The 26,475-nt window shown below is 70.8% G+C and carries 25 protein-coding genes; 7 read left to right on the top strand and 18 right to left on the bottom strand.

Annotation, left to right across the window (positions count from 1 at the left end):
- Positions 1-5 precede the first annotated feature (5 nt).
- From nuoK to ACF1G2_RS25595, 11 genes are read right to left on the bottom strand one after another with little or no spacing between them, the layout of a single operon-like run.
- The gene (gene nuoK / locus ACF1G2_RS25645) at positions 6-305 is read right to left on the bottom strand and encodes an NADH-quinone oxidoreductase subunit NuoK (RefSeq protein WP_260229523.1); all 300 of its coding nucleotides are present in this window, start codon (positions 303-305) and stop codon (positions 6-8) included.
- Entirely contained in the window at positions 302-1,129 is an 828-nt protein-coding gene (locus tag ACF1G2_RS25640) for an NADH-quinone oxidoreductase subunit J (protein ID WP_391800503.1), read from the bottom strand. Before ACF1G2_RS25640 ends, nuoK begins: the two co-directional genes overlap by 4 nt.
- Positions 1,126-1,722 carry an NADH-quinone oxidoreductase subunit NuoI gene (nuoI, locus tag ACF1G2_RS25635; protein ID WP_391800502.1) on the bottom strand — a complete coding sequence of 199 codons (597 nt, stop codon included), beginning with the start codon at positions 1,720-1,722 and terminating at the stop codon, positions 1,126-1,128. The genes ACF1G2_RS25640 and nuoI overlap by 4 nt, the downstream gene beginning before the upstream one ends.
- Positions 1,697-3,058 (bottom strand): NADH-quinone oxidoreductase subunit NuoH, encoded by a 1,362-nt coding sequence (gene nuoH, locus ACF1G2_RS25630; protein WP_391800501.1) that lies wholly within the window; start codon positions 3,056-3,058, stop codon positions 1,697-1,699. Before nuoH ends, nuoI begins: the two co-directional genes overlap by 26 nt.
- A complete protein-coding gene (locus ACF1G2_RS25625; RefSeq protein WP_391800500.1) occupies positions 3,055-5,538 on the bottom strand; it encodes an NADH-quinone oxidoreductase subunit G in 2,484 nt (827 codons plus the stop codon). The genes nuoH and ACF1G2_RS25625 overlap by 4 nt, the downstream gene beginning before the upstream one ends.
- Complete coding sequence (gene nuoF, locus ACF1G2_RS25620) at positions 5,535-6,887, bottom strand: NADH-quinone oxidoreductase subunit NuoF (RefSeq protein ID WP_391800499.1); 1,353 nt, start codon at positions 6,885-6,887, stop codon at positions 5,535-5,537. Before nuoF ends, ACF1G2_RS25625 begins: the two co-directional genes overlap by 4 nt.
- Positions 6,884-7,627, bottom strand: coding sequence for an NADH-quinone oxidoreductase subunit NuoE (gene nuoE, locus ACF1G2_RS25615; RefSeq protein ID WP_383165782.1), 744 nt, complete (start codon positions 7,625-7,627; stop codon positions 6,884-6,886). Before nuoE ends, nuoF begins: the two co-directional genes overlap by 4 nt.
- Positions 7,624-8,949, bottom strand: coding sequence for an NADH-quinone oxidoreductase subunit D (locus tag ACF1G2_RS25610; protein ID WP_391800498.1), 1,326 nt, complete (start codon positions 8,947-8,949; stop codon positions 7,624-7,626). Before ACF1G2_RS25610 ends, nuoE begins: the two co-directional genes overlap by 4 nt.
- On the bottom strand, positions 8,946-9,677 hold the full coding sequence (locus ACF1G2_RS25605) for an NADH-quinone oxidoreductase subunit C (RefSeq protein WP_391800497.1): 732 nt from the start codon (positions 9,675-9,677) through the stop codon (positions 8,946-8,948). The genes ACF1G2_RS25610 and ACF1G2_RS25605 overlap by 4 nt, the downstream gene beginning before the upstream one ends.
- Positions 9,674-10,228 carry an NADH-quinone oxidoreductase subunit B family protein gene (locus tag ACF1G2_RS25600; RefSeq protein WP_003998928.1) on the bottom strand — a complete coding sequence of 185 codons (555 nt, stop codon included), beginning with the start codon at positions 10,226-10,228 and terminating at the stop codon, positions 9,674-9,676. Before ACF1G2_RS25600 ends, ACF1G2_RS25605 begins: the two co-directional genes overlap by 4 nt.
- Before the next feature lie 17 nt (positions 10,229-10,245).
- Entirely contained in the window at positions 10,246-10,605 is a 360-nt protein-coding gene (locus ACF1G2_RS25595) for an NADH-quinone oxidoreductase subunit A (protein ID WP_030494815.1), read from the bottom strand.
- A gap of 680 nt (positions 10,606-11,285) precedes the next feature.
- Between ACF1G2_RS25595 and ACF1G2_RS25590 the strand changes: the two genes are divergently transcribed.
- Positions 11,286-12,110, top strand: a complete 825-nt coding sequence (locus ACF1G2_RS25590; RefSeq protein ID WP_391800496.1) for a C40 family peptidase — start codon at positions 11,286-11,288, stop codon at positions 12,108-12,110.
- Positions 12,111-12,190: 80 nt separating this feature from the next.
- Here the strand turns inward: ACF1G2_RS25590 and ACF1G2_RS25585 are convergent, their stop codons facing one another.
- A complete protein-coding gene (locus ACF1G2_RS25585; RefSeq protein ID WP_391800495.1) occupies positions 12,191-13,063 on the bottom strand; it encodes an NAD(P)-dependent oxidoreductase in 873 nt (290 codons plus the stop codon).
- 86 nt (positions 13,064-13,149) lie between these two features.
- On the opposite strand from ACF1G2_RS25585, the gene ACF1G2_RS25580 reads away from it, so the two are divergent.
- On the top strand, positions 13,150-14,145 hold the full coding sequence (locus ACF1G2_RS25580) for a helix-turn-helix domain-containing protein (protein WP_391800494.1): 996 nt from the start codon (positions 13,150-13,152) through the stop codon (positions 14,143-14,145).
- On the opposite strand, the gene ACF1G2_RS25575 is transcribed toward ACF1G2_RS25580, so the two are convergent.
- From ACF1G2_RS25575 to ACF1G2_RS25555, 5 genes are all read right to left on the bottom strand, one after another.
- A complete protein-coding gene (locus tag ACF1G2_RS25575) occupies positions 14,111-15,397 on the bottom strand; it encodes a geranylgeranyl reductase family protein (RefSeq protein WP_391800493.1) in 1,287 nt (428 codons plus the stop codon). The two genes, ACF1G2_RS25580 and ACF1G2_RS25575, sit on opposite strands and share 35 nt — an antisense overlap.
- A 101-nt stretch (positions 15,398-15,498) precedes the next feature.
- Positions 15,499-16,191 carry a demethylmenaquinone methyltransferase gene (locus ACF1G2_RS25570; RefSeq protein ID WP_391800492.1) on the bottom strand — a complete coding sequence of 231 codons (693 nt, stop codon included), beginning with the start codon at positions 16,189-16,191 and terminating at the stop codon, positions 15,499-15,501.
- Between the two features lie 143 nt (positions 16,192-16,334).
- Positions 16,335-16,973 (bottom strand): hypothetical protein, encoded by a 639-nt coding sequence (locus ACF1G2_RS25565; protein WP_391800491.1) that lies wholly within the window; start codon positions 16,971-16,973, stop codon positions 16,335-16,337.
- A 7-nt stretch (positions 16,974-16,980) separates the two neighbouring features.
- Complete coding sequence (gene mqnC / locus ACF1G2_RS25560; RefSeq protein ID WP_361437361.1) at positions 16,981-18,180, bottom strand: cyclic dehypoxanthinyl futalosine synthase; 1,200 nt, start codon at positions 18,178-18,180, stop codon at positions 16,981-16,983.
- Positions 18,181-18,240: 60 nt separating this feature from the next.
- Positions 18,241-20,088: a serine/threonine-protein kinase gene (locus tag ACF1G2_RS25555; RefSeq protein WP_391800490.1), complete on the bottom strand. Its 1,848-nt coding sequence runs from the start codon at positions 20,086-20,088 to the stop codon at positions 18,241-18,243.
- A 226-nt stretch (positions 20,089-20,314) separates the two neighbouring features.
- Between ACF1G2_RS25555 and ACF1G2_RS25550 the strand changes: the two genes are divergently transcribed.
- Positions 20,315-21,370: an alpha/beta hydrolase gene (locus tag ACF1G2_RS25550; RefSeq protein WP_391800489.1), complete on the top strand. Its 1,056-nt coding sequence runs from the start codon at positions 20,315-20,317 to the stop codon at positions 21,368-21,370.
- A 45-nt stretch (positions 21,371-21,415) separates the two neighbouring features.
- Here ACF1G2_RS25550 and ACF1G2_RS25545 read toward each other — a convergent pair whose 3' ends face one another.
- Entirely contained in the window at positions 21,416-22,288 is an 873-nt protein-coding gene (locus tag ACF1G2_RS25545) for a menaquinone biosynthetic enzyme MqnA/MqnD family protein (protein ID WP_391800488.1), read from the bottom strand.
- A gap of 270 nt (positions 22,289-22,558) precedes the next feature.
- Between ACF1G2_RS25545 and ACF1G2_RS25540 the strand changes: the two genes are divergently transcribed.
- From ACF1G2_RS25540 to ACF1G2_RS25525, 4 genes are all read left to right on the top strand, one after another.
- Positions 22,559-22,762 (top strand): cold-shock protein, encoded by a 204-nt coding sequence (locus ACF1G2_RS25540; RefSeq protein WP_003967102.1) that lies wholly within the window; start codon positions 22,559-22,561, stop codon positions 22,760-22,762.
- A gap of 101 nt (positions 22,763-22,863) precedes the next feature.
- Positions 22,864-23,301, top strand: coding sequence for a DUF1992 domain-containing protein (locus ACF1G2_RS25535; RefSeq protein WP_391800487.1), 438 nt, complete (start codon positions 22,864-22,866; stop codon positions 23,299-23,301).
- Between the two features lie 151 nt (positions 23,302-23,452).
- On the top strand, positions 23,453-23,968 hold the full coding sequence (locus tag ACF1G2_RS25530; protein ID WP_391800486.1) for a DinB family protein: 516 nt from the start codon (positions 23,453-23,455) through the stop codon (positions 23,966-23,968).
- Between the two features lie 156 nt (positions 23,969-24,124).
- Positions 24,125-26,413 (top strand): FG-GAP repeat domain-containing protein, encoded by a 2,289-nt coding sequence (locus ACF1G2_RS25525; RefSeq protein ID WP_391800485.1) that lies wholly within the window; start codon positions 24,125-24,127, stop codon positions 26,411-26,413.
- Positions 26,414-26,475 lie beyond the last annotated feature (62 nt).

The following is a 26,475-nucleotide window of genomic DNA, read 5'->3' as shown; positions in this document are numbered from 1 at the left end:
GCCCCTTACAGCTTCATCAGGCTGGCGTCGTCGACCGAAGCCGAGTGGCGGGAACGGAACAGCGACACGATGATCGCGAGCCCGACCACGACCTCCGCGGCGGCGACGACCATCGTGAAGAAGGCGATGATCTGGCCGTCGAGGTTGCCGTGCATCCGGGAGAAGGTGACGAGCGCGAGGTTGCAGGCGTTGAGCATCAGCTCGACGCACATGAAGACCACGATCGCGTTGCGCCGGATCAGCACCCCGGCCGCACCGATCGTGAACAACAGGGCGGCGAGATAGAGATAGTTCACGGGGTTCATCGCGTGGCCTCCTCGTCGTCCCGGTCGCGGCCGAGCCGCTCCTGCGCCCGCTGCTCCAGCGCCTTGAGGTCGGCCAGAGCCTCGCCGGACACGTCGCGGACCTGGCCGCGCTTGCGCAGCGTCTGCATCACGGTCAGCTCGGAGGGGGTGCCGTCGGGGAGCAGACCGGCGATGTCCACCGCGTTGTGCCGGGCGTAGACACCCGGCGCGGGAAGCGGCGGAACGTGCTTGCCCTCGCGGACGCGCTGCTCGGACAGCTCGCGCTGTGTGCGGGCCCGTTCGGTCCGCTCGCGGTGCGTGAGGACCATCGCGCCGACGGCCGCGGTGATGAGCAGCGCGCCGGTGATCTCGAAGGCGAAGACGTACTTGGTGAAGATGAGGGCGGCGAGGCCCTCCACGTTTCCGCCGTACGCGCCGTTCGCCGCGCCGAGCCCGTTGAACTCCGTCAGGGAGGCCTGGCCGATACCGCCGATCAGCAGGATGCCGAAGCCGAGCCCGCAGGCGACGGCCCACCAGCGCTGGCCCCTGATGGTCTCCTTCAGGGAGTCGGCGGCCGTGACGCCGACGAGCATGACGATGAAGAGGAACAGCATCATGATCGCGCCGGTGTAGACGACGATCTGGACGATGCCCAGGAAGTACGCGCCGTTGGCGAGGTAGAAGACCGCGAGGACGATCATCGTGCCGGCCAGACAGAGGGCGCTGTGCATGGCCTTCCTCATCAGGACCGTGCACAGGGCGCCGATGACGGCGATCGTGCCGAGGACCCAGAACTGGAAGGCCTCTCCGCCGGAGGTGGCGTAGGCGGCGAGCTGGGCGTTCATGCGTCCACCTCTTCCGCGTCGCCCTTCTCCCCCTTGGAGGTGGCGACCTGCTGGACGGTGCCCGGCGCGGCCTCGGTGACCAGGCCCCGGTAGTAGTCCTGCTCGTCCGTCCCCGGGAAGATGGCGTGCGGCGAGTCGACCATGCCCTCCTCCAGGCCCGCGAGGAGCTGCTCCTTGGTGTAGATCAGGTTCTCGCGGGAGGAGTCGGCCAGTTCGAACTCGTTCGTCATCGTCAGCGCGCGGGTGGGGCAGGCCTCGATGCACAGTCCGCACAGGATGCAGCGGGCGTAGTTGATCTGGTAGACGCGGCCGTAGCGCTCGCCCGGGGAGTAGCGCTCCTCCTCGGTGTTGTCCGCGCCCTCCACGTAGATGGCGTCCGCGGGGCAGGCCCAGGCGCACAGCTCACAGCCCACGCACTTCTCAAGTCCGTCCGGATGACGGTTGAGCTGGTGGCGGCCGTGGAAGCGCGGCGCCGTCGTCTTGCGCTCCTCCGGGTACTGCTCGGTCAGCCGCTTCTTGAACATGGCCTTGAAGGTCACGCCGAAGCCGGCCACCGGATTCTGGAAATCAGACACCGTCCGTCTCCTTTCCATCACTCGCAGTAGCAGTATCGGGGGCACCACTGACAACCAGGTCCCGGTCGCCGCGCGGCCTGCGCCGCGGTACGGGCGGCAGGGTCTGGCCGGGCTTGGGCGGTACGGGGAAGCCGCCGGCCATCGGGTCGAAGGGGAGCTCGTCCTCGGCCGGGCCCTCGGCCTCCTTCGCCCGCCTGTCGCGGTACATGTCGGCGACGAAGGAGAGCAGCAGGACGCCGATGACGGCTCCGGCGACGTACAGCACGATCGTCTGGAACTCGAAGTTCTCGTTGCGCAGGGCCCGGACGGTGGCGACCAGCATCAGCCAGAGCACCGAGACCGGGATGAGGACCTTCCAGCCGAGCTTCATCAGCTGGTCGTAGCGGACCCGGGGCAGCGTGCCGCGCAGCCAGATGAAGAAGAAGAGCAGCAGCTGCACCTTGAGGATGAACCAGAGCATCGGCCACCAGCCGTGGTTCGCGCCCTCCCAGAAGGTGGAGACCGGGTACGGGGCGCGCCAGCCGCCGAGGAAGAGCGTCACGGAGACGGCGGAGACCGTCACCATGTTCACGTACTCGGCGAGCATGAACATCGCGAACTTGATGGACGAGTACTCGGTGTTGAAGCCGCCGACGAGGTCGCCCTCGGACTCCGGCATGTCGAACGGGGCGCGGTTGGTCTCGCCGACCATCGTGACGACGTAGATGATGAACGAGACCGGCAGCAGGATGACGAACCAGCGGTCCGCCTGCGCCTCGACGATCGCCGAGGTCGACATCGACCCGGAGTAGAGGAAGACGGAGGCGAACGCGGCGCCCATGGCGATCTCGTAGGAGATCATCTGGGCGCAGGAGCGCAGACCGCCGAGGAGCGGGTACGTGGAGCCCGAGGACCAGCCGGCGAGGACGATGCCGTAGATGCCGACGGAGGCGATCGCGAGGACGTACAGCATCGCGATCGGCAGGTCGGTGAGCTGCATCGTGGTGCGGTGCCCGAAGATCGAGACCTCGTTGCCGGCCGGGCCGAACGGGATCACGGCGATGGCCATGAACGCGGGGGCCGCGGCGATGATCGGCGCGAGGATGTAGACGACCTTGTCGGCGCGCTTGACGACGACGTCCTCCTTCAGCATCAGCTTGATGCCGTCCGCGAGGGACTGGAGGAAACCCCAGGGTCCGTGCCGGTTGGGCCCGATGCGCAGCTGCATCCAGGCGACGACCTTGCGCTCCCACACGATGGAGAAGAGCACGGTGACCATGAGGAAGGCGAAGCAGAAGACCGCCTTGATCGCGACGAGCCACCAGGGGTCCGTCCCGAACATGGAGAGGTCTTCCGCGGCGAGCGGCGTGATCATGCCTGCACCTCCGTCGAGGTCGCCGGGCCGATACGGACCAGGTCGCCCGGGTGGGCGCCCGTGTCGGAGAGGACTCCGCCCCCGGTCGAGTTGAGCGGGAGCCAGACCACGCGGTCGGGCATCTCGGCGACCTGGAGCGGGAGTCGGGTCGACCCCGCCGGACCGGAGACGGCGAGCAGGTCGCCGTCCTTGACGCCCGCCTCCTCGGCGGTCGCGGCGGAGAGCCGGGCGACCGCCGCGTGGCGGGTGCCGGCCAGCGCCGTGTCGCCCTCCTGGAGGCGGCCGAGGTCGAGCAGGAGCCGGTGTCCGGCGAGGACCGCCTCGCCCTCGCCCGGACGGGGCGCGGCCTGCGCGGGCTCGGTGGGCTCGGAGGCCCGCTCGCCGTCCCAGCCGCCGAGCCGGTCCAGCTCGCGGCGGACCGCGCGCAGGTCGGGCAGGGCCAGGTGCGCGTCGAGGGCGTCGGCGAGCATGTGGAGCACGCGCGCGTCCGCCGGCGGCAGCGTCCGGGTCATCTGCTCGGGCTTGAGCGCGGCCTCGAAGAGCCTCGCCCTGCCCTCCCAGTTGAGGAACGTGCCGGGCTTCTCGGCGACCGCGGCGACCGGGAGGACCACGTCGGCCCGCTCGGTGACCTCGCTCGGCCGCAGTTCGAGGGAGACCACGAACGCCGCGTCGAGCGCCTCACGCGCCCGTGCCGGGTCCGGCAGGTCGCGGACCTCGACGCCGCCGACGAGCAGCGCGCCCAGTTCGCCGATGGCCGCTGCCTCGACGATCTGGCCGGTGTCGCGGCCGTAGCCGTGCGGGAGTTCGCGTACGCCCCAGGCCGCCGCGACCTCCTCACGCGCGCGCGGGTCGGTCGCGGGGCGGCCGCCGGGCAGCAGCGTCGGGATGGCGCCGGCTTCGAGCGCCCCGCGCTCCCCGGCCCGGCGCGGGATCCACACGAGCTTCGCGCCGGTCGCCGTCGCGGTCCGGACGGCGGCTGTCAGCCCACCGGGCACGGCGGCCAGCCGCTCGCCGACCACGATGACGGCGCCGTCCTGGCGCAGCGCCTCCGCGGCCCGCGTGCCGGCCTCGTCGAGTCCGACGCGGGACGTGAGCGCGTCCAGCCACTCGGTCTCGGTGCCGGGCGCCGCCGGGAGCAGCGTGCCGCCCGCCTTCGCCAGGCCCCGGGTCGCGAACGCGGCCAGCGCGTAGGTCTTCTGGCCCTTCGTGCGCCAGGCCTTGCGCAGCCGCAGGAAGACGCCGGGCGCCTCCTCCTCGGACTCGAAGCCGACGAGCAGCACGGCCGGGGCGGCTTCGAGGGCGGTGTACGTGACGCCCGTGCCGTCCAGGTCCCGGCCGCGGCCGGCGACGGTGGAGGCCAGGAAGTCGGCCTCCTCGCTGGAGTGGACCCGGGCCCGGAAGTCGACGTCGTTGGTGTCGAGGGCGACCCGGGCGAACTTGGCGTACGCGTAGGAGTCCTCGACGGTCAGCCGCCCGCCGGCCAGGACGCCGGTACGGCCCCTGACCAGTCCGCGGGCCGCCGCCTCCAGGGCCTCCGGCCAGGAGGCCGCTTCGAGGACTCCCGTCTCCGGGTTCCGTACGAGCGGCGTCGTCAGCCGGTCACGCTGCTGGGCGTACCGGAACGCGAACCGCCCCTTGTCGCACACCCACTCCTCGTTGACCTCCGGGTCCTCGGCCGCGAGCCGCCGCATGACCTTGCCGCGCCGGTGGTCGGTGCGCGTGGCGCAGCCGCCCGCGCAGTGCTCGCAGACGCTCGGCGAGGAGACGAGGTCGAAGGGGCGGGAGCGGAACCGGTACGCCGCCGAGGTCAGCGCGCCGACCGGGCAGATCTGGATCGTGTTCCCGGAGAAGTACGACTCGAACGGGTCGCCCTCGCCGGTGCCGACCTGCTGGAGCGCGCCGCGCTCGACCAGCTCGATCATCGGGTCGCCGGCGATCTGGTTCGAGAACCGGGTGCAGCGCGCGCAGAGCACGCACCGCTCACGGTCGAGCAGCACCTGGGCCGAGATCGGCACCGGCTTCTCGTAGGTCCGCTTGTGGCCCTCGAAGCGGGACTCCGCCTGCCCGTGGGACATCGCCTGGTTCTGCAGCGGGCACTCGCCGCCCTTGTCGCAGACCGGGCAGTCCAGCGGGTGGTTGATGAGCAGCAGCTCCATCACGCCGTGCTGGGCCTTCTCGGCGACCTGCGAGGTCAGCTGGGACTTCACCACCATGCCGTCGGTGCAGGTGATGGTGCAGGACGCCATCGGCTTGCGCTGGCCCTCGACCTCGACGATGCACTGCCGGCAGGCGCCGGCCGGGTCGAGGAGCGGGTGGTCGCAGAACCGCGGGATCTCGATCCCGAGCTGCTCGGCGGCGCGGATGACCAGGGTCCCCTTGGGGACGGAGATCTCGGCACCGTCGATGGTCAGCGTGACCATGTCCTCCGGCGGTACCGCCGGGGAACCGCCGCCCGCGGGGCCGGCCGTGGTGACCGTCATGCCGTCACCTCCTTGTGGTTGTCCGCCCAGGCGGTCGACTTGGCCGGGTCGAAGGGGCAGCCCCGGCCGGTGATGTGCTGCTCGTACTCCTCGCGGAAGTACTTCAGCGAGGAGAAGATCGGGGAGGCCGCGCCGTCGCCGAGCGCGCAGAACGACTTGCCGTTGATGTTGTCGGCGATGTCGTTGAGCTTGTCGAGGTCGGACATCACGCCCTTGCCCGCCTCGATGTCGCGGAGCAACTGCACCAGCCAGTACGTGCCTTCGCGGCAGGGCGTGCACTTGCCGCAGGACTCGTGGGCGTAGAACTCGGTCCACCGGGTCACCGCGCGGACCACGCACGTCGTCTCGTCGAAGCACTGGAGCGCCTTCGTGCCGAGCATCGAGCCGGCCGCGCCCACGCCCTCGTAGTCCAGCGGGACGTCGAGGTGCTCGTCGGTGAACATCGGGGTGGAGGAGCCGCCCGGGGTCCAGAACTTCAGCCGGTGCCCGGGGCGCATCCCCCCGCTCATGTCGAGGAGCTGGCGCAGCGTGATCCCGAGCGGGGCCTCGTACTGTCCGGGCGAGACGACGTGTCCGCTGAGCGAGTAGAGCGTGAAGCCCGGGGACTTCTCGCTGCCCATCGACTTGAACCAGTCCTTGCCCCGGTTGAGGATCGCGGGAACGGAGGCGATGGACTCGACGTTGTTCACCACGGTGGGGCAGGCGTACAGACCGGCGACCGCGGGGAAGGGCGGACGGAGCCGGGGCTGGCCGCGCCGCCCTTCGAGCGAGTCGAGCAGCGCGGTCTCCTCGCCGCAGATGTACGCGCCGGCGCCGGCGTGCACGGTGATGTCGAGGTTCAGGCCGCTGCCGAGGATGTTCCGGCCGAGGAAGCCGGCGTCGTACGCCTCGCGCACCGCCTCGTGCAGGCGGCGCAGGACGGGTACGACCTCGCCGCGCAGGTAGATGAACGCGTGCTCGGAGCGGATCGCGTAGCAGGCGATGATCATTCCCTCGATGAGGGAGTGCGGGTTGGCGAAGAGGAGCGGGATGTCCTTGCAGGTGCCCGGCTCGGACTCGTCGGCGTTGACGACGAGGTAGTGCGGCTTGCCGTCGCCCTGCGGAATGAACTGCCACTTCATCCCGGTGGGGAATCCGGCGCCGCCACGGCCGCGCAGACCGGAGTCCTTGACGTACGCGATGAGGTCGTCGGGCGACATCGCGAGGGCCTTGCGCAGACCCTCGTACCCCTCGTGCCTCCGGTACGTCTCCAGGGTCCAGGATTCGGGCTGGTCCCAGAACGCCGAGAGGACCGGCGCCAGAAGCTTCTCGGGGCTGCTGTTGTTGATCTCGGCTGCCAAGGTCATCACTCCCCCTCCCCACTGGCCGATTCGCCGCGCGGGTGGACGATCTTGTGGTGCGGGGTCTCGCCCTTGGCCAGCCGCAGCCCGACGAGCGAGGCCGGGCCGGCCCCACCGGTGGCCTCGACGGCCCCCTCGCGCTCGTCGGGGAAACCGGCCAGGATGCGGGCGGTCTCCTTGTACGTGCAGAGCGGCGCGCCCCGGGTCGGCTCGACCGGACGGCCGGCCCGCAGATCGTCGACGATCTTCTTGGCGGACTCGGGCGTCTGGTTGTCGAAGAACTCCCAGTTGACCATCACCACGGGCGCGAAGTCGCAGGCCGCGTTGCACTCGATGTGCTCCAGCGTGACCTTGCCGTCCTCGGTCGTCTCGTTGTTGCCGACCCCGAGGTGCTCCTTCAGCTCCTCGAAGATGGCGTCGCCGCCCATGACCGCGCAGAGCGTGTTGGTGCAGACGCCGACCTGGTAGTCGCCGGAGGGCTTGCGGCGGTACATCGTGTAGAAGGTGGCGACCGCGGTGACCTCGGCGGTGGTCAGGCCGAGGACCTCGGCGCAGAACTTCATGCCGGTACGGGTCACGTGGCCCTCCTCCGCCTGCACGAGGTGCAGCAGCGGCAGGAGCGCGGAGCGGGACCCCGGATAGCGGGCGATGATCTCCCGGGCGTCCGCCTCGAGCCGGGCGCGTACCTCGGCCGGGTAGTCGGGGGCGGGGAGCTGGGGCATCCCGAGACTGGTCTGTCCGTCCGTCATCGGTCGACGCCTCCCATCACGGGGTCGATGGACGCGACGGCGACGATGACGTCGGCGACCTGGCCGCCCTCGCACATCGCCGCCATGGCCTGCAGGTTGGTGAAGGACGGGTCGCGGAAGTGGACCCGGTAGGGGCGGGTGCCGCCGTCGGAGACGACGTGCACGCCGAGCTCGCCCTTGGGCGACTCCACGGCCGCGTAGGCCTGTCCGGCCGGGACACGGAAGCCCTCGGTGACCAGCTTGAAGTGGTGGATCAGGGCCTCCATGGAGGTGCCCATGATCTTCTTGATGTGGTCGAGGGAGTTGCCGAGTCCGTCCGGTCCGAGCGCGAGCTGCGCGGGCCAGGCAATCTTCTTGTCGGCGACCATGACCGCGCCGGGAGCCAGGCGGTCGAGGCACTGCTCGACGATCCGCAGCGACTGGCGCATCTCCTCCAGGCGGACGAGGAAGCGGCCGTAGGAGTCGCAGCTGTCGGCGGTCGGGACGTCGAACTCGTAGTTCTCGTAGCCGCAGTACGGGTCGGTCTTGCGCAGGTCGTGCGGGAGGCCCGCGGAGCGCAGGATCGGTCCGGTGGCGCCGAGCGCCATGCAGCCGGCGAGGTCGAGGTAGCCGACGTCCTGCATGCGGGCCTTGAAGATGGGGTTGCCGGTGGCGAGCTTGTCGTACTCCGGCAGGTTCTTCTTCATGGTCTTCACGAACTCGCGCACGGCGTCGACGGCGCCGGGCGGGAGGTCCTGGGCGAGGCCGCCGGGGCGGATGAACGCGTGGTTCATGCGCAGGCCGGTGATCAGCTCGTACAGGTCCAGGATCATCTCGCGGTCCCGGAAGCCGTAGATCATGATCGTGGTGGCGCCCAGCTCCATGCCGCCGGTGGCGATGCACACCAGGTGGGAGGAGAGCCGGTTGAGCTCCATCAGGAGGACCCGGATGACGCTGGCCCGGTCCGGGATCTGGTCGGTGATGCCGAGCAGCTTCTCGACGCCCAGGCAGTACGCCGTCTCGTTGTAGAACGAGGTGAGGTAGTCCATGCGCGTGACGAAGGTGGTGCCCTGCGTCCAGTTCCGGAATTCGAGGTTCTTCTCGATGCCGGTGTGGAGGTAGCCGATGCCGCAGCGGGCCTCGGTGACGGTCTCACCGTCGATCTCCAGGATCAGCCGCAGCACGCCGTGCGTGGACGGGTGCTGGGGACCCATGTTGACGATGATCCGCTCGTCGTCCGCCTTGGCCGCGGACTCGACGACCTCTTCCCAGTCGCCACCGGTGACGGTGTAGACGGTGCCTTCGGTGGTCTCGCGGGCTTCCGAAGCGTTGGGGTTGTTCACGAGTACGACCTCCGCTGGTCCGGAGCCGGGATCTGGGCGCCCTTGTACTCGACGGCGATGCCGCCGAGGGGGTAGTCCTTGCGCTGCGGGAAGCCCTGCCAGTCGTCCGGCATCATGATCCGGGTGAGGGCGGGGTGGCCGTCGAAGACGATGCCGAAGAAGTCGTACGTCTCGCGCTCGTGCCAGTCGTTGGTCGGGTAGACCGAGGTGAGCGACGGGATGTGCGGGTCGGCGTCCGGGGCGGACACCTCCAGGCGGATCAGCCGGCCGTGGGTGAGCGAGCGCAGGTGGTAGACGGCGTGCAGCTCGCGGCCCTTGTCGCCGAGGTAGTGGACGCCGGAGACGCCCGTACAGAGCTCGAAGCGCAGCGCCGGGTCGTCGCGCAGGGTGCGGGCGACGCGGACGAGGTGCTCGCGGGCGATGTGGAAGGTGAGCTCGTCGCGGTCGACGACCGTCTTCTCGATGGCGTTCCCGGGCAGGAGCCCCTGCTCGTCGAGGGCACCTTCGAGCTCGTCGGCGACCTCGTCGAACCAGCCGCCGTACGGGCGGGCCGCCGCGCCGGGCAGGCGCACGGAGCGGACGAGGCCGCCGTAGCCGGAGGTGTCGCCGCCGTTGTTCGCGCCGAACATCCCGCGCTGGACGCGGACCTCCTCGCCGTGCTCCCCGCGCTGCCCGGGCAGGTTCTGCTCGGAGAGCTCCTTCTCGGGGTTCGGTGTCTCGTCACTCACCGGAGAAGACCCTTCATCTCAATCGTCGGCAGGGCCTTGAGCGCCGCTTCCTCCGCCTCGCGGGCCGCCTCCTCGGCGTTCACGCCGAGCTTGGAGGTCTGGATCTTCTGGTGGAGCTTGAGAATCGCGTCCATCAGCATCTCCGGGCGCGGCGGGCAACCCGGCAAATAGATGTCGACCGGCACGATGTGGTCGACGCCCTGCACAATCGCGTAATTGTTGAACATTCCGCCCGACGAGGCGCAGACCCCCATGGAGATGACCCACTTGGGGTTCGGCATCTGGTCGTAGACCTGCCGCAGGACGGGCGCCATCTTCTGGCTGACCCGGCCCGCCACGATCATCAGGTCGGCCTGCCGCGGTGAGCCGCGGAAGACCTCCATGCCGAAGCGCGCCAGGTCGTAGCGGCCGGCGCCGGTCGTCATCATCTCGATGGCGCAGCAGGCGAGGCCGAACGTCGCGGGGAAGACGGACGCCTTGCGCACCCAGCCCGCGGCCTGTTCGACCGTCGTCAGCAGAAAACCGCTCGGCAGCTTCTCTTCGAGTCCCATAGGTGCCCCTCAGCCCCTCAGTCCCATTCCAGGCCGCCGCGCCGCCACACGTAGGCGTAGGCGACGAAGACGGTGAGCACGAAGAGCAACATCTCCACGAGCCCGAAAAGCCCCAGGGCGTCGAAGGTGACCGCCCAGGGGTAGAGGAAGACGATCTCGATGTCGAAGACGATGAAGAGCATCGCCGTCAGGTAGTACTTGATGGGGAAGCGGCCGCCTCCGGCCGGAGTGGGCGTCGGCTCGATGCCGCACTCGTATGCCTCAAGCTTTGCCCTGTTGTACCGCTTTGGGCCGATTAGCGTGGCCATGACCACGGAGAAGATCGCAAACCCCGCACCCAGGGCACCGAGCACGAGGATGGGCGCGTACGCATTCACGCTCCTCGCTCCTTCCAGTCGTCCTTGACCGTTGGACCGCACGGTCGGGCCATGGAAGATCGCCCCCATGTGAGGCAGTTCACAAGCCCGACTGCCCCGCATCCTATGCCCGCCCCTCTGTGATCTGCGACACGGGGTACAGCAACGACTTTGTGATCTCCACCACCTGACGAAGGATCATGAAGCCGGATGAGGGGTGATCTTGGTACTCGAAGCGCCCAGGTGATCACCAGTTGTGACATCCGGACCCGAAACCGCTGGTCGGAGGGGTGCCGCACTATCAAGAGGTGGCACCTACAGGCAAATTGGCGATGGACCCGGGTGAGTGATAAAGAACCGGCCCGTCGCCCGGTCGGGGGTCTCGCGGGAGCGAAGTGGACGTGTGCACCGATTCACGAGCGTCCCGACCGCCTGGCGGACATCATGCTGTGACCTGCGTCACAGGATTCCGTCGCAGAGAAAACGGGGCTTGGCCATCCGTGTGAAGAGGTGGTAAGCGGCGGTCAATTCGGACGTTTCATTGAAAACCCGTGATCAAGGGCCAGATGAGTCGTGCCCGTATTGTCCGTTACGGCGTCAATAAGGGCGCCAGATAAGCGGATTAGGTGGTTCCGAACGTAACTGTGGCGCAACCCACGTTTCTTGAAGGGAACCGTGAAGCCCTGATAGCGGTTGTACTCATGTCCCAGACCGCTCACATACCCAGCCACCGGAAGCCCCGCCGAAGCGCCTCCAAGCTCGCGCTCCGCGCCGGAGTTGCCGGTGGCGTCCTCAGCACCATCGCGGTGGCCGGTGCTGCCGGGCCGGCGAACGCCGATCCCGTGACCGAGACCATCGAGATGCCCACGCTCGGCTCGCTCGACACGGGCCTGGCGAGCGCCGTCTCCGCCTCCGCCGAGGCCTCCCAGCAGGAAGCCCTCGACCTGAGCCTCCAGGCCCAGGAGACGGCCGCCCTGGAGAAGGCCGCCAAGGACGCCAAGAAGGCCAAGGCCGAGGCCGACCGCAAGGCCGAGGCCGAGAAGGCGGAGCGGGCCGAGAAGGCCCGCGCCGAGGCCCGCGAGCGCGCCTCCCGGACACAGGAGCGCACCACGCTCTCCTCGTCCTCCGGCTCCTCCGACAGCGATTCCTCGTACAGCAGCGACGCCCCCACCGGGTCCGCCGCCGCGATCGTGGCCTTCGCCCGCGCCCAGATCGGCGACGCCTACATCTCCGGCGGCACCGGCCCCAACTCCTGGGACTGCTCCGGTCTCGTCCAGGCGGCCTACCGCCAGGCCGGCGTCGACCTGCCGCGCATCTCGAACCAGCAGTCCTCGATGGGTACGTCGGTCTCGCTGAGCAACCTGCAGCCGGGCGACATCCTGTACTGGGGCAGCCGCAGCGGCTCGTACCACGTGGCGATCTACGTGGGCGGCGGCAAGTACGTGGGCGCGCAGAACCCGTCGACCGGTGTCGTCGAGCGCTCCCTCGACTGGGACATGCCCTCCGGCGCGGTCCGCATCCTCTGATCGTCCGCACGCCGGCACACGTGAGAAGCCGTCACTCCTCGGGGGAGTGACGGCTTTTCCCTGTTTCGGGTTGATATGCCCTACTTGCGGAAGGCCTCGATGATCCGGGCGTAGCTGTCCCCGCCGTGGCCCGCCTCGACCGCGGCGCGCATCAGCTCCAGATGCAGCCTCGGCAGCCGGTCGTCGATGCCCCGCTCCTCCCCCGCGTGCAGCAGATGCCCGATCGCCGCCACCTGGACGTCGATCGTGGCGTCCGCGCCCGGATACTCCCCGGCGTCGATCTGCTCGGCGTACCCCGTCATGAACCAGGAGACCGTCGACAGCCAGCGGGTGGCCACCGCCGTGAAGTCCCGGGCCGGCACTCCGTCCGCGCCCGCGAGCGCGGTGGCGTGCAGCCAGCCGCCGAAGACGGACCACATGAGGCCGAGCAGCCCCGCGTCGTAGAGCGAGGCGAGCCCCGCGTCCGGGCCGAGGTCCACCGGGTCGCCCAGGACGGCGAGCGTCGCCCGGTGCGCGGCGAACAGCTCGGTGTCGCCCGCGTAGAGGATCATGTTGGAGCTGTCGCCGACCCCCGGCGGGGTCGTCATGACGGCGCCCACGAGATGGCCGATGCCGTGCTCGCCGGCCCACCGCGCCTCCTCGCGGGCCTGCTCGGGCGAACCGGTGGTGAGGTCGACCAGGGCCTTGCCCCGGAGCGAACCGGCCACGGGGGCGAGGAGTTCGCGTACGGCGGTGTGGTCGAGGACGCAGACCACGACGAGCTCGCTCGCGGCGACGGCCTCGGCGACGGTCGCGGCCCGGACGGCGCCCCGGGCGACCAGGGCGTCGGCCTTCGCCGGGGTGCGGTTCCAGACGGTGGTGCGGTGGCCGGCGGCGAGGAAGGCGTCGGCGAGGGCGGAGCCCATCTGCCCGAGACCGATGACCGTGATGTTCTGTGCGTTCATGGGATCCACGCTCGCAGCGGCGGAATCCGGCCGACAGTGGCAGGACCGACGACGAACGCACGATTCCTGCCGCACTTCTGGCGTACGGTCGGGGCATGAGCGCAGGGGTGGTGGCCATCGCCGTCGTACCGGACCGGCGGACCGGGACGTCACTGTGGGAGCTGTACGAACTCTCCCTGGCGTGCGGGGTCTTCGGCATCCCGCACCCCGACCTGGCCGACCCCTGGTACGAGCTGCGGCTCTGCGGGGACTCCGGCGACGGCGGGATCTTCTCCCTGCGCACCATCCACGGTCTCGACGGACTCGTCGGCGCGGACACCGTCATCGTGCCCTCCGTGCCCGACGCGGTCGTTGAGGAGGGCGAGGAGGTGCCGGCCGAGCTCGTCGAGGCACTGCGCGCGGCGGCCGCCTCCGGCGCCCGGATGGTCTCGCTGTGCACCGGCGCCTTCGCGCTCGCCGCCGCCGGACTGCTCGACGGCCGCCGGGCCACCGCCCACTGGCAGCACACCGCGCAGCTGGCCGCCCGGCACCCCGGGGTGATCGTGGACGACTCGGTGCTCTACACGGACGAGGGGACGGTCCTGACGAGCGCCGGGGCCACCGCCGCGCTCGACCTCTGTCTGCACCTGGTGCGCACCGACCTCGGCGCGGCCGTCGCCGGACAGCTCGCCCGCCGCCTCGTCGTCCCGGCCCACCGTCCCGGCGGCCAGGCCCAGTTCATCGAGGCCCCGCTCCCGCCGAGCGACGACGACAGCCTGGGACCCGTACTGCAGTGGGCGACCGAGCACCTGGCCGAGCCCCTGACCGTGGAGGAGCTGGCGCGGCGGGCCCGGATGAGCCCGCGCACCTTCCACCGGAGGGTGCGCGAGGAGTACGGGACCACCCCGCTGCAGTGGCTGCTCCAGCAGCGCGTGGCCCGGGCCCAGTCCCTGCTCGAGTGCACCGACCTGCCCGTGGAGCTGGTCGGTGACCACAGCGGTCTGGGGTCGGCGGCCAATCTGCGCCGCCACTTCACCCGGGCCGTCGGGGTGTCCCCGTCCGGGTACCGGAAGGCGTTCAGGCCTTCGGGGCCACCTTCGAGAGACCGTTGATGATGCGGTCCATCGCGTCGCCGCCCGTCGGGTCGGTCAGGTTGGCGAGCATCTTCAGCGTGAACTTCATCAGGACCGGGTGCGACAGGCCGCGCTGGGTCGCGATCTTCATGATCTTCGGGTTGCCGATGATCTTCACGAAGGCGCGGCCGAGCGTGTAGTACCCGCCGTAGGTGTCCTTGAGGATCTTCGGGTAGTTGTGCAGCGCCAGTTCGCGCTGGGCCGGGGTCGCGCGGGCGTGCGCCTGGACGATGACGTCGGCCGCGATCTGGCCCGACTCCATGGCGTACGCGATGCCCTCGCCGTTGAACGGGTTGACCAGGCCGCCCGCGTCACCGACGAGCAGCAGGCCCTTGGTGTAGTGCGGCTGGCGGTTGAAGGCCATCGGCAGCGCGGCGCCCCGGATCGGGATCGTCATGTTCTCCGGCGTGAAGCCCCAGTCCTCCGGCATCGAGGCGCACCATGCCTTGAGCACCTCGCGCCAGTCCAGCTCGCGGAAGGCGGAGGAGGAGTTGAGGATGCCGAGGCCGACGTTGGAGGTGCCGTCGCCCATGCCGAAGATCCAGCCGTAGCCCGGCAGCAGACGGTCCTGGGGGCCGCGCCGGTCCCACAGCTCCAGCCAGGACTCCAGGTAGTCGTCGTCGTGGCGGGGGCTGGTGAAGTACGTCCGTACGGCCACGCCCATCGGCCGGTCCTCGCGCCGGTGCAGGCCCATGGCGAGCGAGAGCCGGGTCGAGTTGCCGTCGGCGGCGACGACCAGCGGCGCGTGGAACGTGACCTCGCGCTTCTCCTCGCCGAGCTTGGCGTGCACGCCCGTGATGCGGCCGGTGCGGTCGTCGATGATCGGGGCGCCCACGTTGCAGCGCTCGTACAGCCGTGCGCCGGCCTTCTGCGCCTGGCGGGCGAGCTGCTCGTCGAAGTCGTCCCGCTTGCGGACGAGTCCGTAGTCGGGGTACGAGGCGAGGTCCGGCCAGTCCAGCTGGAGCCGGACACCGCCGCCGATGATGCGCAGGCCCTTGTTGCGCAGCCAGCCGGCCTCCTCGGAGATGTCGATCCCCATGGAGACGAGCTGCTTGGTGGCGCGGGGCGTGAGCCCGTCGCCGCAGACCTTCTCGCGCGGGAACGCCGTCTTCTCCAGGAGCAGGACGTCGAGCCCCGCCTTGGCCAGGTAGTACGCCGTCGTCGATCCCGCCGGGCCCGCCCCGACGACGATGACGTCCGCGCTGTGCTCGGAGAGGGGCTGCTCGGTCACGGCGATGTCTCCCGAAGGTCGAGGGGTGAGGGGTCAGGCGGCGTGAGGCACGTCGGCTGAAGTCTAGGAGAAGAGTGCTGGGCGTCCGGGGCCCGGGGCGTTCAGTCCTTGAAGCCCCGGTGCAGGGCGACGATGCCGCCCGACAGGTTCCGCCAGGCCACCTTCGACCAGCCGGCCTTCTGGAGCAGACCGGCGAGGGTGGGCTGGTCCGGCCAGGACCTGATGGACTCGGCGAGGTAGACGTACGCGTCCGGGTTGGAGGAGATCGCGCGGGCCACCGGCGGCAGCGCGCGCATCAGGTACTCCTCGTAGACCGTGCGGAACGGCGCCCAGGTCGCGTGCGAGAACTCGCAGATCACGACCCGCCCGCCGGGCTTCGTGACCCGGTACAGCTCGCGCAGGGCCGCCTCGGTGTCCTGGATGTTGCGCAGGCCGAAGGAGATCGTCACGGCGTCGAAGACGTCGTCGCGGAACGGGAGATTCATCCCGTCGCCGGCCGTGAACGGCATCCACGGGTGCCGCTTCTTGCCGACCTGGAGCATCCCCAGGGAGAAGTCGCACGGCACGACGTACGCCCCCGCGCGGGCGAAGGGCTGCGAGGAGGTCGCCGTCCCGGCCGCCAGGTCCAGGATCCGCTGCGCCGGGCGCGCGTCGACGGCCTTGGCGACCTCCTTGCGCCAGCGCCGGTCCTGACCGAGCGAGAGCACGTCGTTGGTGAGGTCGTAGTTCGCCGCCACGTCGTCGAACATCGAGGCGACTTCGTGCGGCTGCTTGTCCAGGGATGCGCGGGTCACTGGCGTTCGGCCTCGCAGACTCGGGTACGGAACGGACCCGCCCATTCTCGCAGGCGGCGGAGGGAAATCGACGGCGGGCATGCCCGTGCGTACGACGACCCGGCGGACGGGCCCCGACTCCCGTCCGGGCGGGACGCGCACGCTCAGCGGCGGCGGAAGACGAGGCGGCCGTCGAGAACGGTCGCGACGCAGGCCCGGGCGCCCCGGGCGAGGAGTTCGGACTCGTCGGCGACGGCGAAGACGGCGAACCGGGCGTGGTTGCCGGCCGCCAGCTGGTGCAGGTGCGCCACGGGGATGCCCGTCGCGTACGGATCGAGCGCGGGGACTCCTTCCGGCGGTGCCGGGGCCCGGCCCGCCTGGATCAGCCCCGACCTGCGCACCGCCTCCTGGACCGCCGGGCGCTCGTACGCCCCGGCCACCGCGACCGTGCCGTGCGCCAGCATCCGCTGGAGGCCGCGCCGGGCGCTCGCTCCCCAGCGCGCCTCGTCCATGGCGAGAGCGGTGAGCGCCTCGCCCGTGACCGGCTCGGTGCCGAGCTCGTCCGCCTCGCGCGGGTCCGGGTGGTAGGCCCGCTCGAGCAGCTCGGGTCCGAACGGGTTGAGGAGCGCGCGGGTCAGGACGCCCGGCCATCGCCGTACCCGTGCCTGCGGGTGGGCGGCGGACACCTCCTCGTACGGGCCGACGGCCGCGATCTCCGCGCCGCGGACGACGACGGCGCCGCCGGGCACGGGGGCGCGGCCCCCGCCCGGCAGCACCAGGTCCGCCGCGTGGATCGTCAGCACGGAGGCGTCAGTTGGCGTTCAGGAGCTTCAGCTCCGGGTGCGCCGTGCCGCCCTCGATCGCCGTGGAGGAGATGTGCGAGGCGACGCGCTCGTCGACGGGATCGTTCGCCGGGTCGTCGTGGACGACGAGGTGCTCGTACGTCGTGGAACGCTGCGCCGGCACACGGTCCGCCGTACGGATCATGTCGATCATCTCGCGCAGGTTGGAACGGTGCTTGGCCCCCGCGGACGAGACGACGTTCTCCTCCAGCATGATCGAACCGAGGTCGTCCGCGCCGTAGTGCAGCGTCAGCTGGCCGATCTCCTTGCCCGTGGTCAGCCACGAGCCCTGGATGTGCGCGATGTTGTCCATGAAGAGCCGCGAGATCGCGATCATCCGCAGGTACTCGAAGAGCGTGGCCTGCGTGCGGCCCTTCAGGTGGTTGTTCTCGGGCTGGTACGTGTACGGGATGAAGGCCCGGAAGCCGCCCGTCCGGTCCTGCACGTCACGGATCATCCGCAGGTGCTCGATGCGCTCGGCGTTCGTCTCTCCGGTGCCCATCAGCATCGTGGACGTCGACTCCACGCCCAGGCCGTGCGCGATCTCCATGATCTCCAGCCACCGCTCGCCGCTCTCCTTGAGCGGGGCGATCGCCTTGCGCGGGCGCTCCGGCAGCAGCTCGGCGCCGGCGCCGGCGAAGGAGTCGAGACCGGCCTTGTGGATGCGGGTGATCGCCTCCTCGACGGAGACGCCCGAGATGCGGGCCATGTGCTCGACCTCGGACGCGCCGAGGGAGTGGATGACCAGCTGCGGGAAGTCCTTCTTGATCGCCGCGAAGTGCTTCTCGTAGTACTCGACACCGAAGTCCGGGTGGTGGCCGCCCTGGAACATGATCTGGGTGCCGCCCAGCTCCACGGTCTCCGCGCAGCGGCGCAGGATGTCGTCGAGGTCACGGGTCCAGCCCTTGGCCGTGTCCTTCGGCGGGGCGTAGAAGGCGCAGAACTTGCAGGCCGTCACGCAGACGTTCGTGTAGTTGATGTTCCGCTCGATGATGTACGTCGCGATGTGCTCCGTACCGGCGTAGCGGCGTCGGCGTACGGCGTCGGCGGCCGCGCCCAGCGCGTGCAGCGGCGCCGAGCGGTAGAGGTCGAGCGCCTCTTCGGGGGTGATCCTGCCACCCTCTGCGGCGCGGTCGAGGACGGACTGAAGGTCGGCCTTCTCGGTCACCGGCTGAGTCCCTTTCGGAGGGTGGAATCTAAGGACCGAACCAGCCTACGCCAGCGCTTCTCAGGACTTCCGCAGGGTGCCGCTCGGGCGGCCCGCGGCCGCCTCGTCCGAGCGGTAGCGGAGCGTCCCGTCGGGGGCGAGGGTGAGGGTGAAGGAGGACTCGCCGGTGGTGCACAGGCCCTCGGTGCCGGGGCGGTCGGGGTCGGTGCGGTCCTCGATCCGGAGTTCGGTGGCGGTGGCGGAGGCGAGTGCGCCGATGCCGTGGCACCGCACGGTGGTACCGAGAAGGCTGATCGTGTGGGTGGTGCGGACGACGTCCTCACCGGTACCGCCCTCGGTCACCACGGCGGTCAGGTCTCCGTGCGGCGAGCCGTTGCGCTCGGTGGTGGGCCCGGTCCAGGTGCCGACGAAGGCGGCGGGGACCGAGCCGACGGCCGGGGCGGTGGTCGCGGTGGCGGACGGCTTGGGCGTGGGGGTGGGCGTGGGCGCGGTGGTGGGGGTGCGGTGCGTGGGCTCCGCGTCGGCCGGAGGGCTCGCCGTGCTCCCGCCCGTCCTGCCCGCGTCGGCGGCGCGCCGCCCGCCGGGCATCAGGTCGAAGAGGTACCCCGCCCCCAGGGTCACCGCGGCGAGCGCACCGGCGACGGCCAGCGCGACCGTGCAGCTGACCCGCCGCCCCGCGGCGAGCGAGAGCGTGGCCTGCCGCCGCCGGGGGGCTTCGCCTCCTGGGGCGGTGGAGTCCCGCACCCCGGCCGGGGTGCCCGGGTGGTGCGGCGGGTCCGGGGAGAACGAGCCGCCCGGGGAGACCGAGGAGAACGGCGGGCCGAAGACGCCCAACTCGGGAGCGGGCGGCCCGGGGTGGCCTCCCGGGCCGTCGGGCGTCAGGACGGGCGGAGGGCCGTAGACCCCCGACGGCGGACCGGTCATGGGCCCCTCGGGGGCGGGTTCCCACGCCGAAGGCGCCGTGAAGGGCACGGGACCCGAGACGTTCGGATCCGCCCCGATCCCTCCCGTGCGCGCGTCGAGCTCCAGGATCTGCACGGCCGTTCGGCTGATCTGCTCCACCAGCGGGGTCGGCAGCCAGCCCGCCGCCACCAGGGCGGCCGCACCCGCGGGGGCCAGCGCCGCCGCGAGCGCGGACGGGGCCGGGCGGGCGGCCGGATCCTTCGCGAGGCAGGACGCCACCAGCTCGCGCAGATCCCCCTCCAGCGCGCCCAGTTCGGGCTCCTCGTGGACCACCTTGTAGAGCAGGGCCGCCGAGGTGTCGCCGGGGAACGGCGGTGCGCCCGTCGCCGCGTACGCGAGGACCGCGCCGAGCGAGAAGACGTCCGACGCGCCGGTCGCGCCCTGCCCGACGATCTGTTCGGGCGCCATGTAGCCGGGTGAACCGATCGAGACCCCGCTCGCGGTGAGCGACGCCGTGCCGTCCGTGGCCCGCGCGATGCCGAAGTCGATGAGCCGGGGGCCTTCCAGGGTGGCCAGTACGTTCGAGGGCTTCACGTCGCGGTGCACCAGGCCGAGCGCGTGCACCCCCGCCAGCGCCTCGGCGAGGCCGGCGCCCAGCGTCCGTACCGTGTGCTCGGGCAGCGGGCCGACCGCCTCCACGGCCCGGGCGAGCGTCGGCCCGGCGACGTATCCGGTCGCGACCCACGGCACGGGCGCCTCGGGATCCGCGTCGAGGACGGGCGCGGTCCACCGGCCGCCGACCCGGCGGGCGGCCTCGACCTCGCGCCGGAACCGCGCCCGGAACTGCTCGTCCAGGGCGAAGTGCGGGTGCACGATCTTGACGGCGACGGTCCGGCCGCCCTCGTTGCGGGCCAGATAGACGCGGCCCATCCCGCCGGAACCGAGCCGGCCGAGGAGCCGGTAGGCGCCGATGGTCCTCGGCTCCCCTGCGTCGAGCGGCTGCATCTCTCCCCCTGGATGGACCGGAGCGTGGACCGGTTCGGTGGACCGGAACGCGGACCGGGCCGGGTCGTGGGCCGACTGTGCACCGAACCCCCGTAGGCCGACTGTGTCACCGAACCGTGGGCCGGATCACCACGATTCGGAACCGTACCCAGCCAACCGATCGCCCACCACGTCCCTCCTCCCTTCCGTAATCAGCCGCCGTGTCCGAAACACCCGGAGTCGCCCCGTGTCCCGCCTCCCCAGGTTCCTCGCCACCGCCCTCGCCCTCGGTACGGCCGCCGCGCTGCTGACCGGCTGCTCGCAGGAGGGCGCACCCGTCACGTTCGACACCCCCGAGTCGGCGTCGCGGGCCCGGGGCGCGGGCACCGGGGGCGCCGCGAAGAACGGCGACGGGCGGGGCCCCGAAACGGTTCTCCCCACCGGCCCCAAGGCGAGTTTCACGACGGCGAACACCCTGGACGACGGCACCCGGATCGGCGTGACCACGCTCGCGGGCGCGAAGTCCGGTTTCACGGGCAAGGTGTGGGTGTGGGCGCCGAAGCAGTATTTCGACCCGAAGTACGCCGGCAGCGGCTTCCCGGTCCTCGTGGCACTGCCGGGCGGAAACGGTTATCCGATGAATTACTGGATGGGCACGGACCTCAAACTCCAGTCGAGCATCACCGCGTGGTCGCAGGAGGGAAAGAGCCTGCCGTTCATTGTCGTGATGCCCGTCCTCAACCCGGACGACAACTACTACTACGACGGCAGCGATATACCCGGGCAGCCGAGAATGGGCACCTGGCTGGCCGAGGACGTGCCCGATTTCGTCCGCGCGAATTTCCGCACCTTCGCCTCCCGCGACGGCTGGGCTTTCATGGGCTCGTCCTCGGGCGGCTTCGCCGGGCTCAAGGCCGTGCTCCAACGGCCGGACCGCTTCAAGGCGGTGATCGCGTCGGGCCCCGACACCGTCCCCGACTCCCCGCTGTGGGCGGGTCACGAGGCCGAGCGGCAGGCGAACAACCCGGAGAAGCTGGCCGAGGCGCTCGGCGCGAAGCCGGACACGGAGCGGAACCGGGTCTATCTCGCGTTCCAGATAGGAACCGAGGAGTCCGGCATGGGCCGCCTGAAGTCCTTCATGAGGAACCACACGAAAGGCCCGGTGAAGACCCGGCTGCAGGTCATCCAGGGCGGCGGGCACAACGCCAGGAGTTATGTCCAGGGCATGGGGGACGGCTCGATCGCGTGGATCAGCCGGCAGATGCAGGGCCCGGTCCCGTCGGACCCGGTCCCGTCCCCCTGACCCGCCGGCCCGTCGACTGACCCGCCGCCCCCGTCCCCCGGCCCGTCAGCGCCGCGACGCGCCGAGCAGCTCGACCCGTACGTCCGCCGGGAAACCGGTCGTCGGACCGGTGCGGCGGGCGAACTCACGCACCCCCGCCAGCTGCTCGGGACCGAACCGGAAGTCCAGGGTCCGGAAGTACCGCTCCAGGAGCTCGGCGTCGAAGGACTCCCAGCGGGCCGCCTGCTCGGCGACCTTGGTGACCTCCACCAGCGACAGGTCCCGCGAGGCCAGAAACGCCTGGTGGACCTCGCGCACGGTCTCCGGCTCGCGGGCCAGGAAGTCCTTGCGCGCCGCCCACACCGCGAAGACGAACGGCAGGCCCGTCCACTCCTTCCACATCAGCCCCAGGTCGTGAACCTGGAGACCGAGCCGCGGGGCGTCGTGCAGGGAGGCCCGCAGCGCGGCGTCTCCGATGAGGACGGCGGCGTCCGCCTCCTGCATCATCAGGCCGAGGTCGGGCGGGCACGTGTAGTAGTCGGGGTGTACGCCGTACTGCTCGGCGAGCAGCAGCTGCGCGAGCCGTACGGAGGTACGGGAGGTGGACCCGAGCGCCACCCGCGCACCGTCGAGCCGCTCCAGGGGCCGCTGGGAGACGATCACGCAGGACATGACGGGGCCGTCGCAGCCCACGGCGATGTCCGGCAGGGCGACGAGACCCTCCGCGTTGCGGAGGTATTCGACGAGGGTGATGGGGCCGATATCGAGCCCGCCGCCCACCAGCCGCTCGCTGAGCTTCTCCGGAGTGTCCTTGGTCAGCTCCAGATCGAGCAGCGTTCCGGTGCGGGCCAGGCCCCAGTAGAGGGGCAGACAGTTCAGGAACTGGATGTGTCCGACGCGGGGCCGGCTGCGCTGGTGGTCATCGGTTGCATTGTCCACAGCGCGAGGCTAGACCCGTCTCGTACGGTGGACATCGCCGGGGCCACGCGTGGCGCGGACGTCAGCACATCGGGAGTTCGTCAAACGTGTGAGTGACGTGATCTTTCCCTCTAGTGCCACGCACACCCTGCGTGCTACGCTCATCGCAAGTTGCAGTTTGGTTTCCCTTGCAGTACAGAGCCTGCGGAGCATGTGACCCGCAGGCTTTTGTAGTTTTCAGACTTGTTTCAGGTTCTGGAGCAGGGCAACCCTTTGGCCCAAGGAGGGCTTATGGCTACCGGAACCGTCAAGTGGTTCAACGCTGAAAAGGGCTTCGGCTTCATCGCCCAGGACGGCGGCGGCCCGGATGTCTTCGTCCACTACTCCGCGATCAACGCGTCCGGGTTCCGCTCCCTCGAGGAGAACCAGGTCGTGAACTTCGACGTCACCCAGGGCCCGAAGGGCCCGCAGGCGGAGAACGTCACCCCGGCCTAAGTTGCCCGGGTCGGCGATCGCGCACGGCTAGAGAAGTACCCAAGGAGCCCCGCTCCGTGCTTTCGGGCACGAGCGGGGCTCCTGCCTTTTAGGCTGGACACATGACCGAACGGAAACCCCCCGGGGTCAGCTTCGAGTCGTTCGTGGACAAGCAGATCCGCGAGGCGACGGAGCGAGGTGACTTCCGGAACCTGCCCGGCTTCGGCAGACCGCTGGAAGACGACAGCGCGCCGTACGACGCGCTGTGGTGGGTCAAGAGCAAGCTGCACCGCGAAGGCACCCCCGTCCTCCCGCCCTCACTGGCGCTGCGCAAGGAGGCCGAGGACGCGAGGGAGGCGGTGGACCGGGCGGTCTCGGAGTCACAGGTCCGGCGGATCCTCGGCGAGATCAACACCAAGATCGCCGCGGCTCTGCTCCGCCCGCCGGCGGGCCCGCCGCTGAACCTCAAGCCGTTCGAGGTGGAGACGGTGCTGAGGGAGTGGCGTGCGACCCGGGCCGCCCGCGCCGAGCGTGACGACGAGGGCGGCCCGGGCACGTAGCTCGGAGGCGGTCCGGACCGCGATCCAGGAGCCGGCCACCACCGAGCAGGTGAACTCGCCGGCCTCCCGGCCGTCTCCCCGGCCTTTCTGACCTGCCCCGCGCCTCCTCGGTGGCCCACTGAAGGGAACACCGAGCGAGGAGTTGAGGGACATGAAGAGCGCCGACCTGCTGCTGGACGCGTTCGGGCGCGTCCAGGAGGCCGTACACGGGGCCGTCGAAGGGCTGTCGGAGGACGAGCTGGCTGAGCGGATCGACGAGGACGCGAACTCGATCGCCTGGCTGGTCTGGCATCTGACCCGCATCCAGGACGACCACGTCGCCGGCGTCTTCGGCACCGAGCAGCTCTGGACGGAGGACGGCTGGAAGGCCCGTTTCGACCTGCCCTTCTCCGCGCGCGCCACCGGTTACGGCCAGTCGAGCAACCAGGTCGCCAAGGTCAGGGTCTCGGCGGAGCTGCTGCTCGGTTACTACGACGCGGTGCACGCGCGGTCCCTGGAACACCTCGGAACCCTGACGGACGCGGACCTGGACCGCGTCGTGGACGAGGCCTGGGACCCGCCGGTCACGCTGGGCGTGCGCCTGGTGAGCGTGATCGCGGAGGACAACCAGCACGCGGGGCAGGCGGCGTTCGTACGGGGTGTGGTGGAGCGGCGGGAACCCGTGTGACGCCTGTCGGCGCGGATTGCTATTCTCCGGCGATCAGATCACGTGAGGCGATGATCCGGATGGGGGGAAACCTCCGGCCGCCTCCGTTGCTTCCGACCGCCTGCGCGCCCGCCCTTGGCCGCGCGCTGCGGTCGCCTAGGGGAGGGCCTCCGGTCCATGCGTCACCAGTCTCTTGCCGTACGCCGCAGATTCACCGTGTCGGTCGCCGTCGCGCTCGCCGCGACCCTGGGCGCCGCCCCGGCGGTCGCCGCCGACACGGCACCCGAGGTCACACCGGCCACCGCCGCCGACACGGCACCCGCAGTCACACCGGCCACGGTCGCCGGGCAGCAGCAGGCGGTGGTCCCGTTCCCCAAGGACGCCGAACTCGTGAGCGCGGGCAGGACCGGCTTCCTCACCTGGGGGAACGACGGCCACCCGATTCCGGCCCGTTGGACCCGGTACGCGGACGGGTCGACGACCGACGTCACGGCGTCGTTCACCTTCGGCTCACGCGACTCCGACGTGGTGGTCCAGGAGTCCGGCCGCTTCCTGTCCCTCCGGGACATGGAGACCGACTCCCGGGTCCTCTCCGTCGATCTGGAAGCCCTCGGCGGCAGAGCCCAGTTCGCCGGAGCCGTCCGCTCGACGCTCTTCGTCAGCTCGACGGACCCGGCGACCGGACGCAAGAGCCTCCGCCTGATCGAGAAGGGCGACGACGGCGCCCTCGGCCAGCGCACGGTGACCGGCCTGCCGGCGAACACCGACTCCGCCTTCGTCGTGGGCGCCGCGGGCGGACACGCGCTGGTCTCGGTCGGTACGGCCTCTCCCTCCGCCACCCACTGGGCCCTGGTCGACCTCGCGACGGCGGCCGTCACCGAGATCCGCGAGACGACCAACGTCGCCGGGGGGCCCGCGCTCTCCTCCACCCACGTCGCCTGGGTCGAGCAGACCGCCGTCCAGATGAAGACGCTCGTCGTCCTCGACCGCGCGACCCACGCCGTCCAGCGCATCCCGCTGGGCGCGACGGGCGACCTCACGATCGGGCTCGTCGGCAACTCGGTCGTCTACGCCCAGCGCGACGGGCTCCTGGAGCACAACCCCAGCCCTGTGTACGCGCTCACCGCGCGCGACCTGACGACGAAGACCACCCGCAGACTCCTCGACACCGTGACGTCCCTCCTCCCCGGCCCGGACGGCACGCTGACCGTCCAGGGCGGCACGCTGGCGGGCGGCGAGGGGCTCTACCGCATCTCCGCCGGGGCCGACGGCGCGCCTGCCGTCACCCAGGTCGCCACGAGCGGTGAGCCGACGAAGGTGACGCTGCTGGGCCACAGCATCCCCGCGACGATCGACCTGAGCCGGAACGGCGGCCGGGCGCGGCTGGAGTGGCGGCTCTCGCGCATCAACGTGACCATGACCGTCACCCTGCGCAACACCCGGACCGGCGAGACGCGGACGGATGACGTCCACCCCCTCTCCGACAGCTACGAGGACCCGAACCGCGCCTTCTACGACTGGGCGGGCGACGTGGCCTGGAACGGCACGCGCGACCTCTGGAGCGGGGCGACCGCGGGCCCGTACACCTGGCAGATCGTCGCCAAGCCGCTGAACGGCATCGGCCCCGACCTGCGCGCCTCCGGCACGTTCACCGTCACCCGCACGCCCGCGCCGCACGACTACGACAGCGACGGCTCCCCCGACGTGCTCACCCGGGACACGTCGGGACGGCTGTGGCGGGGCGACACGTTCTACCGCTCCGAGCTCGGCCGGCTCGACCAGAACATCGGCGAACTCATCGGCAGCGGCTGGCAGACGTACGACCACGTCGAGTCCACCGGCAACCTCGGTGGCCAGGCCACCGCCGACCTCGTCGCCCGGGACAGGGCCGGTGTCCTCTGGCTCTACCTCGGCAAGGGCGACGGCACCTTCGCCGCCCGTACGAAGATCGGCTCCGGCTGGAACACGTACACCCGGCTCGCCGGCGGCAGCGACCTGACCGGCGACGGACGTCCCGACCTCGTCGCCACCGACAGGGCCGGCGACCTCTACCTCTACACCGCCACCGGGAACTACAACGCCCCCTTCTCCGCACGGAAGAAGATCGGCCGCGGCTGGGGCATCTACAACGACCTCACCGCCGTCGGCGACATCGCCGGAGGCCCCGCCGGAGACCTCGTCGCCCGCGACCGGGCCGGTGTCCTCTGGCTCTACCTCGGCAAGGGCGACGGCACCTTCGCCGCCCGTACGAAGATCGGCTCCGGCTGGAACGCGTACACCCACCTCGTCGGCGTCGGCGACGCGAACCGCGACGGCCGCGCCGACCTGTACGCGGTGAACACGGCCGACCCCCACGGCCCGGTCCTCTACAAGGGCACGGGCGACTGGCGCGCGCCGTTCCGCTCGCGCGAGCAGATCGGCGCGCACTCCGACGGCTCCGACCGCCGGTACGACCACTTCGCCTGACCTCCGACAGACGTCGGACGCTCGTACAACCCTTCGTATCGATCACGAGTCTGACCGGGCGC

Origin of the sequence: Streptomyces sp. NPDC013457 (assembly GCF_043089925.1) — a bacterium.
GTDB lineage: Bacteria > Actinomycetota > Actinomycetes > Streptomycetales > Streptomycetaceae > Streptomyces.
The sequence above is the reverse complement of the archived record's forward strand: the minus strand, read 5'-3'. Positions and strand labels throughout refer to the sequence as shown.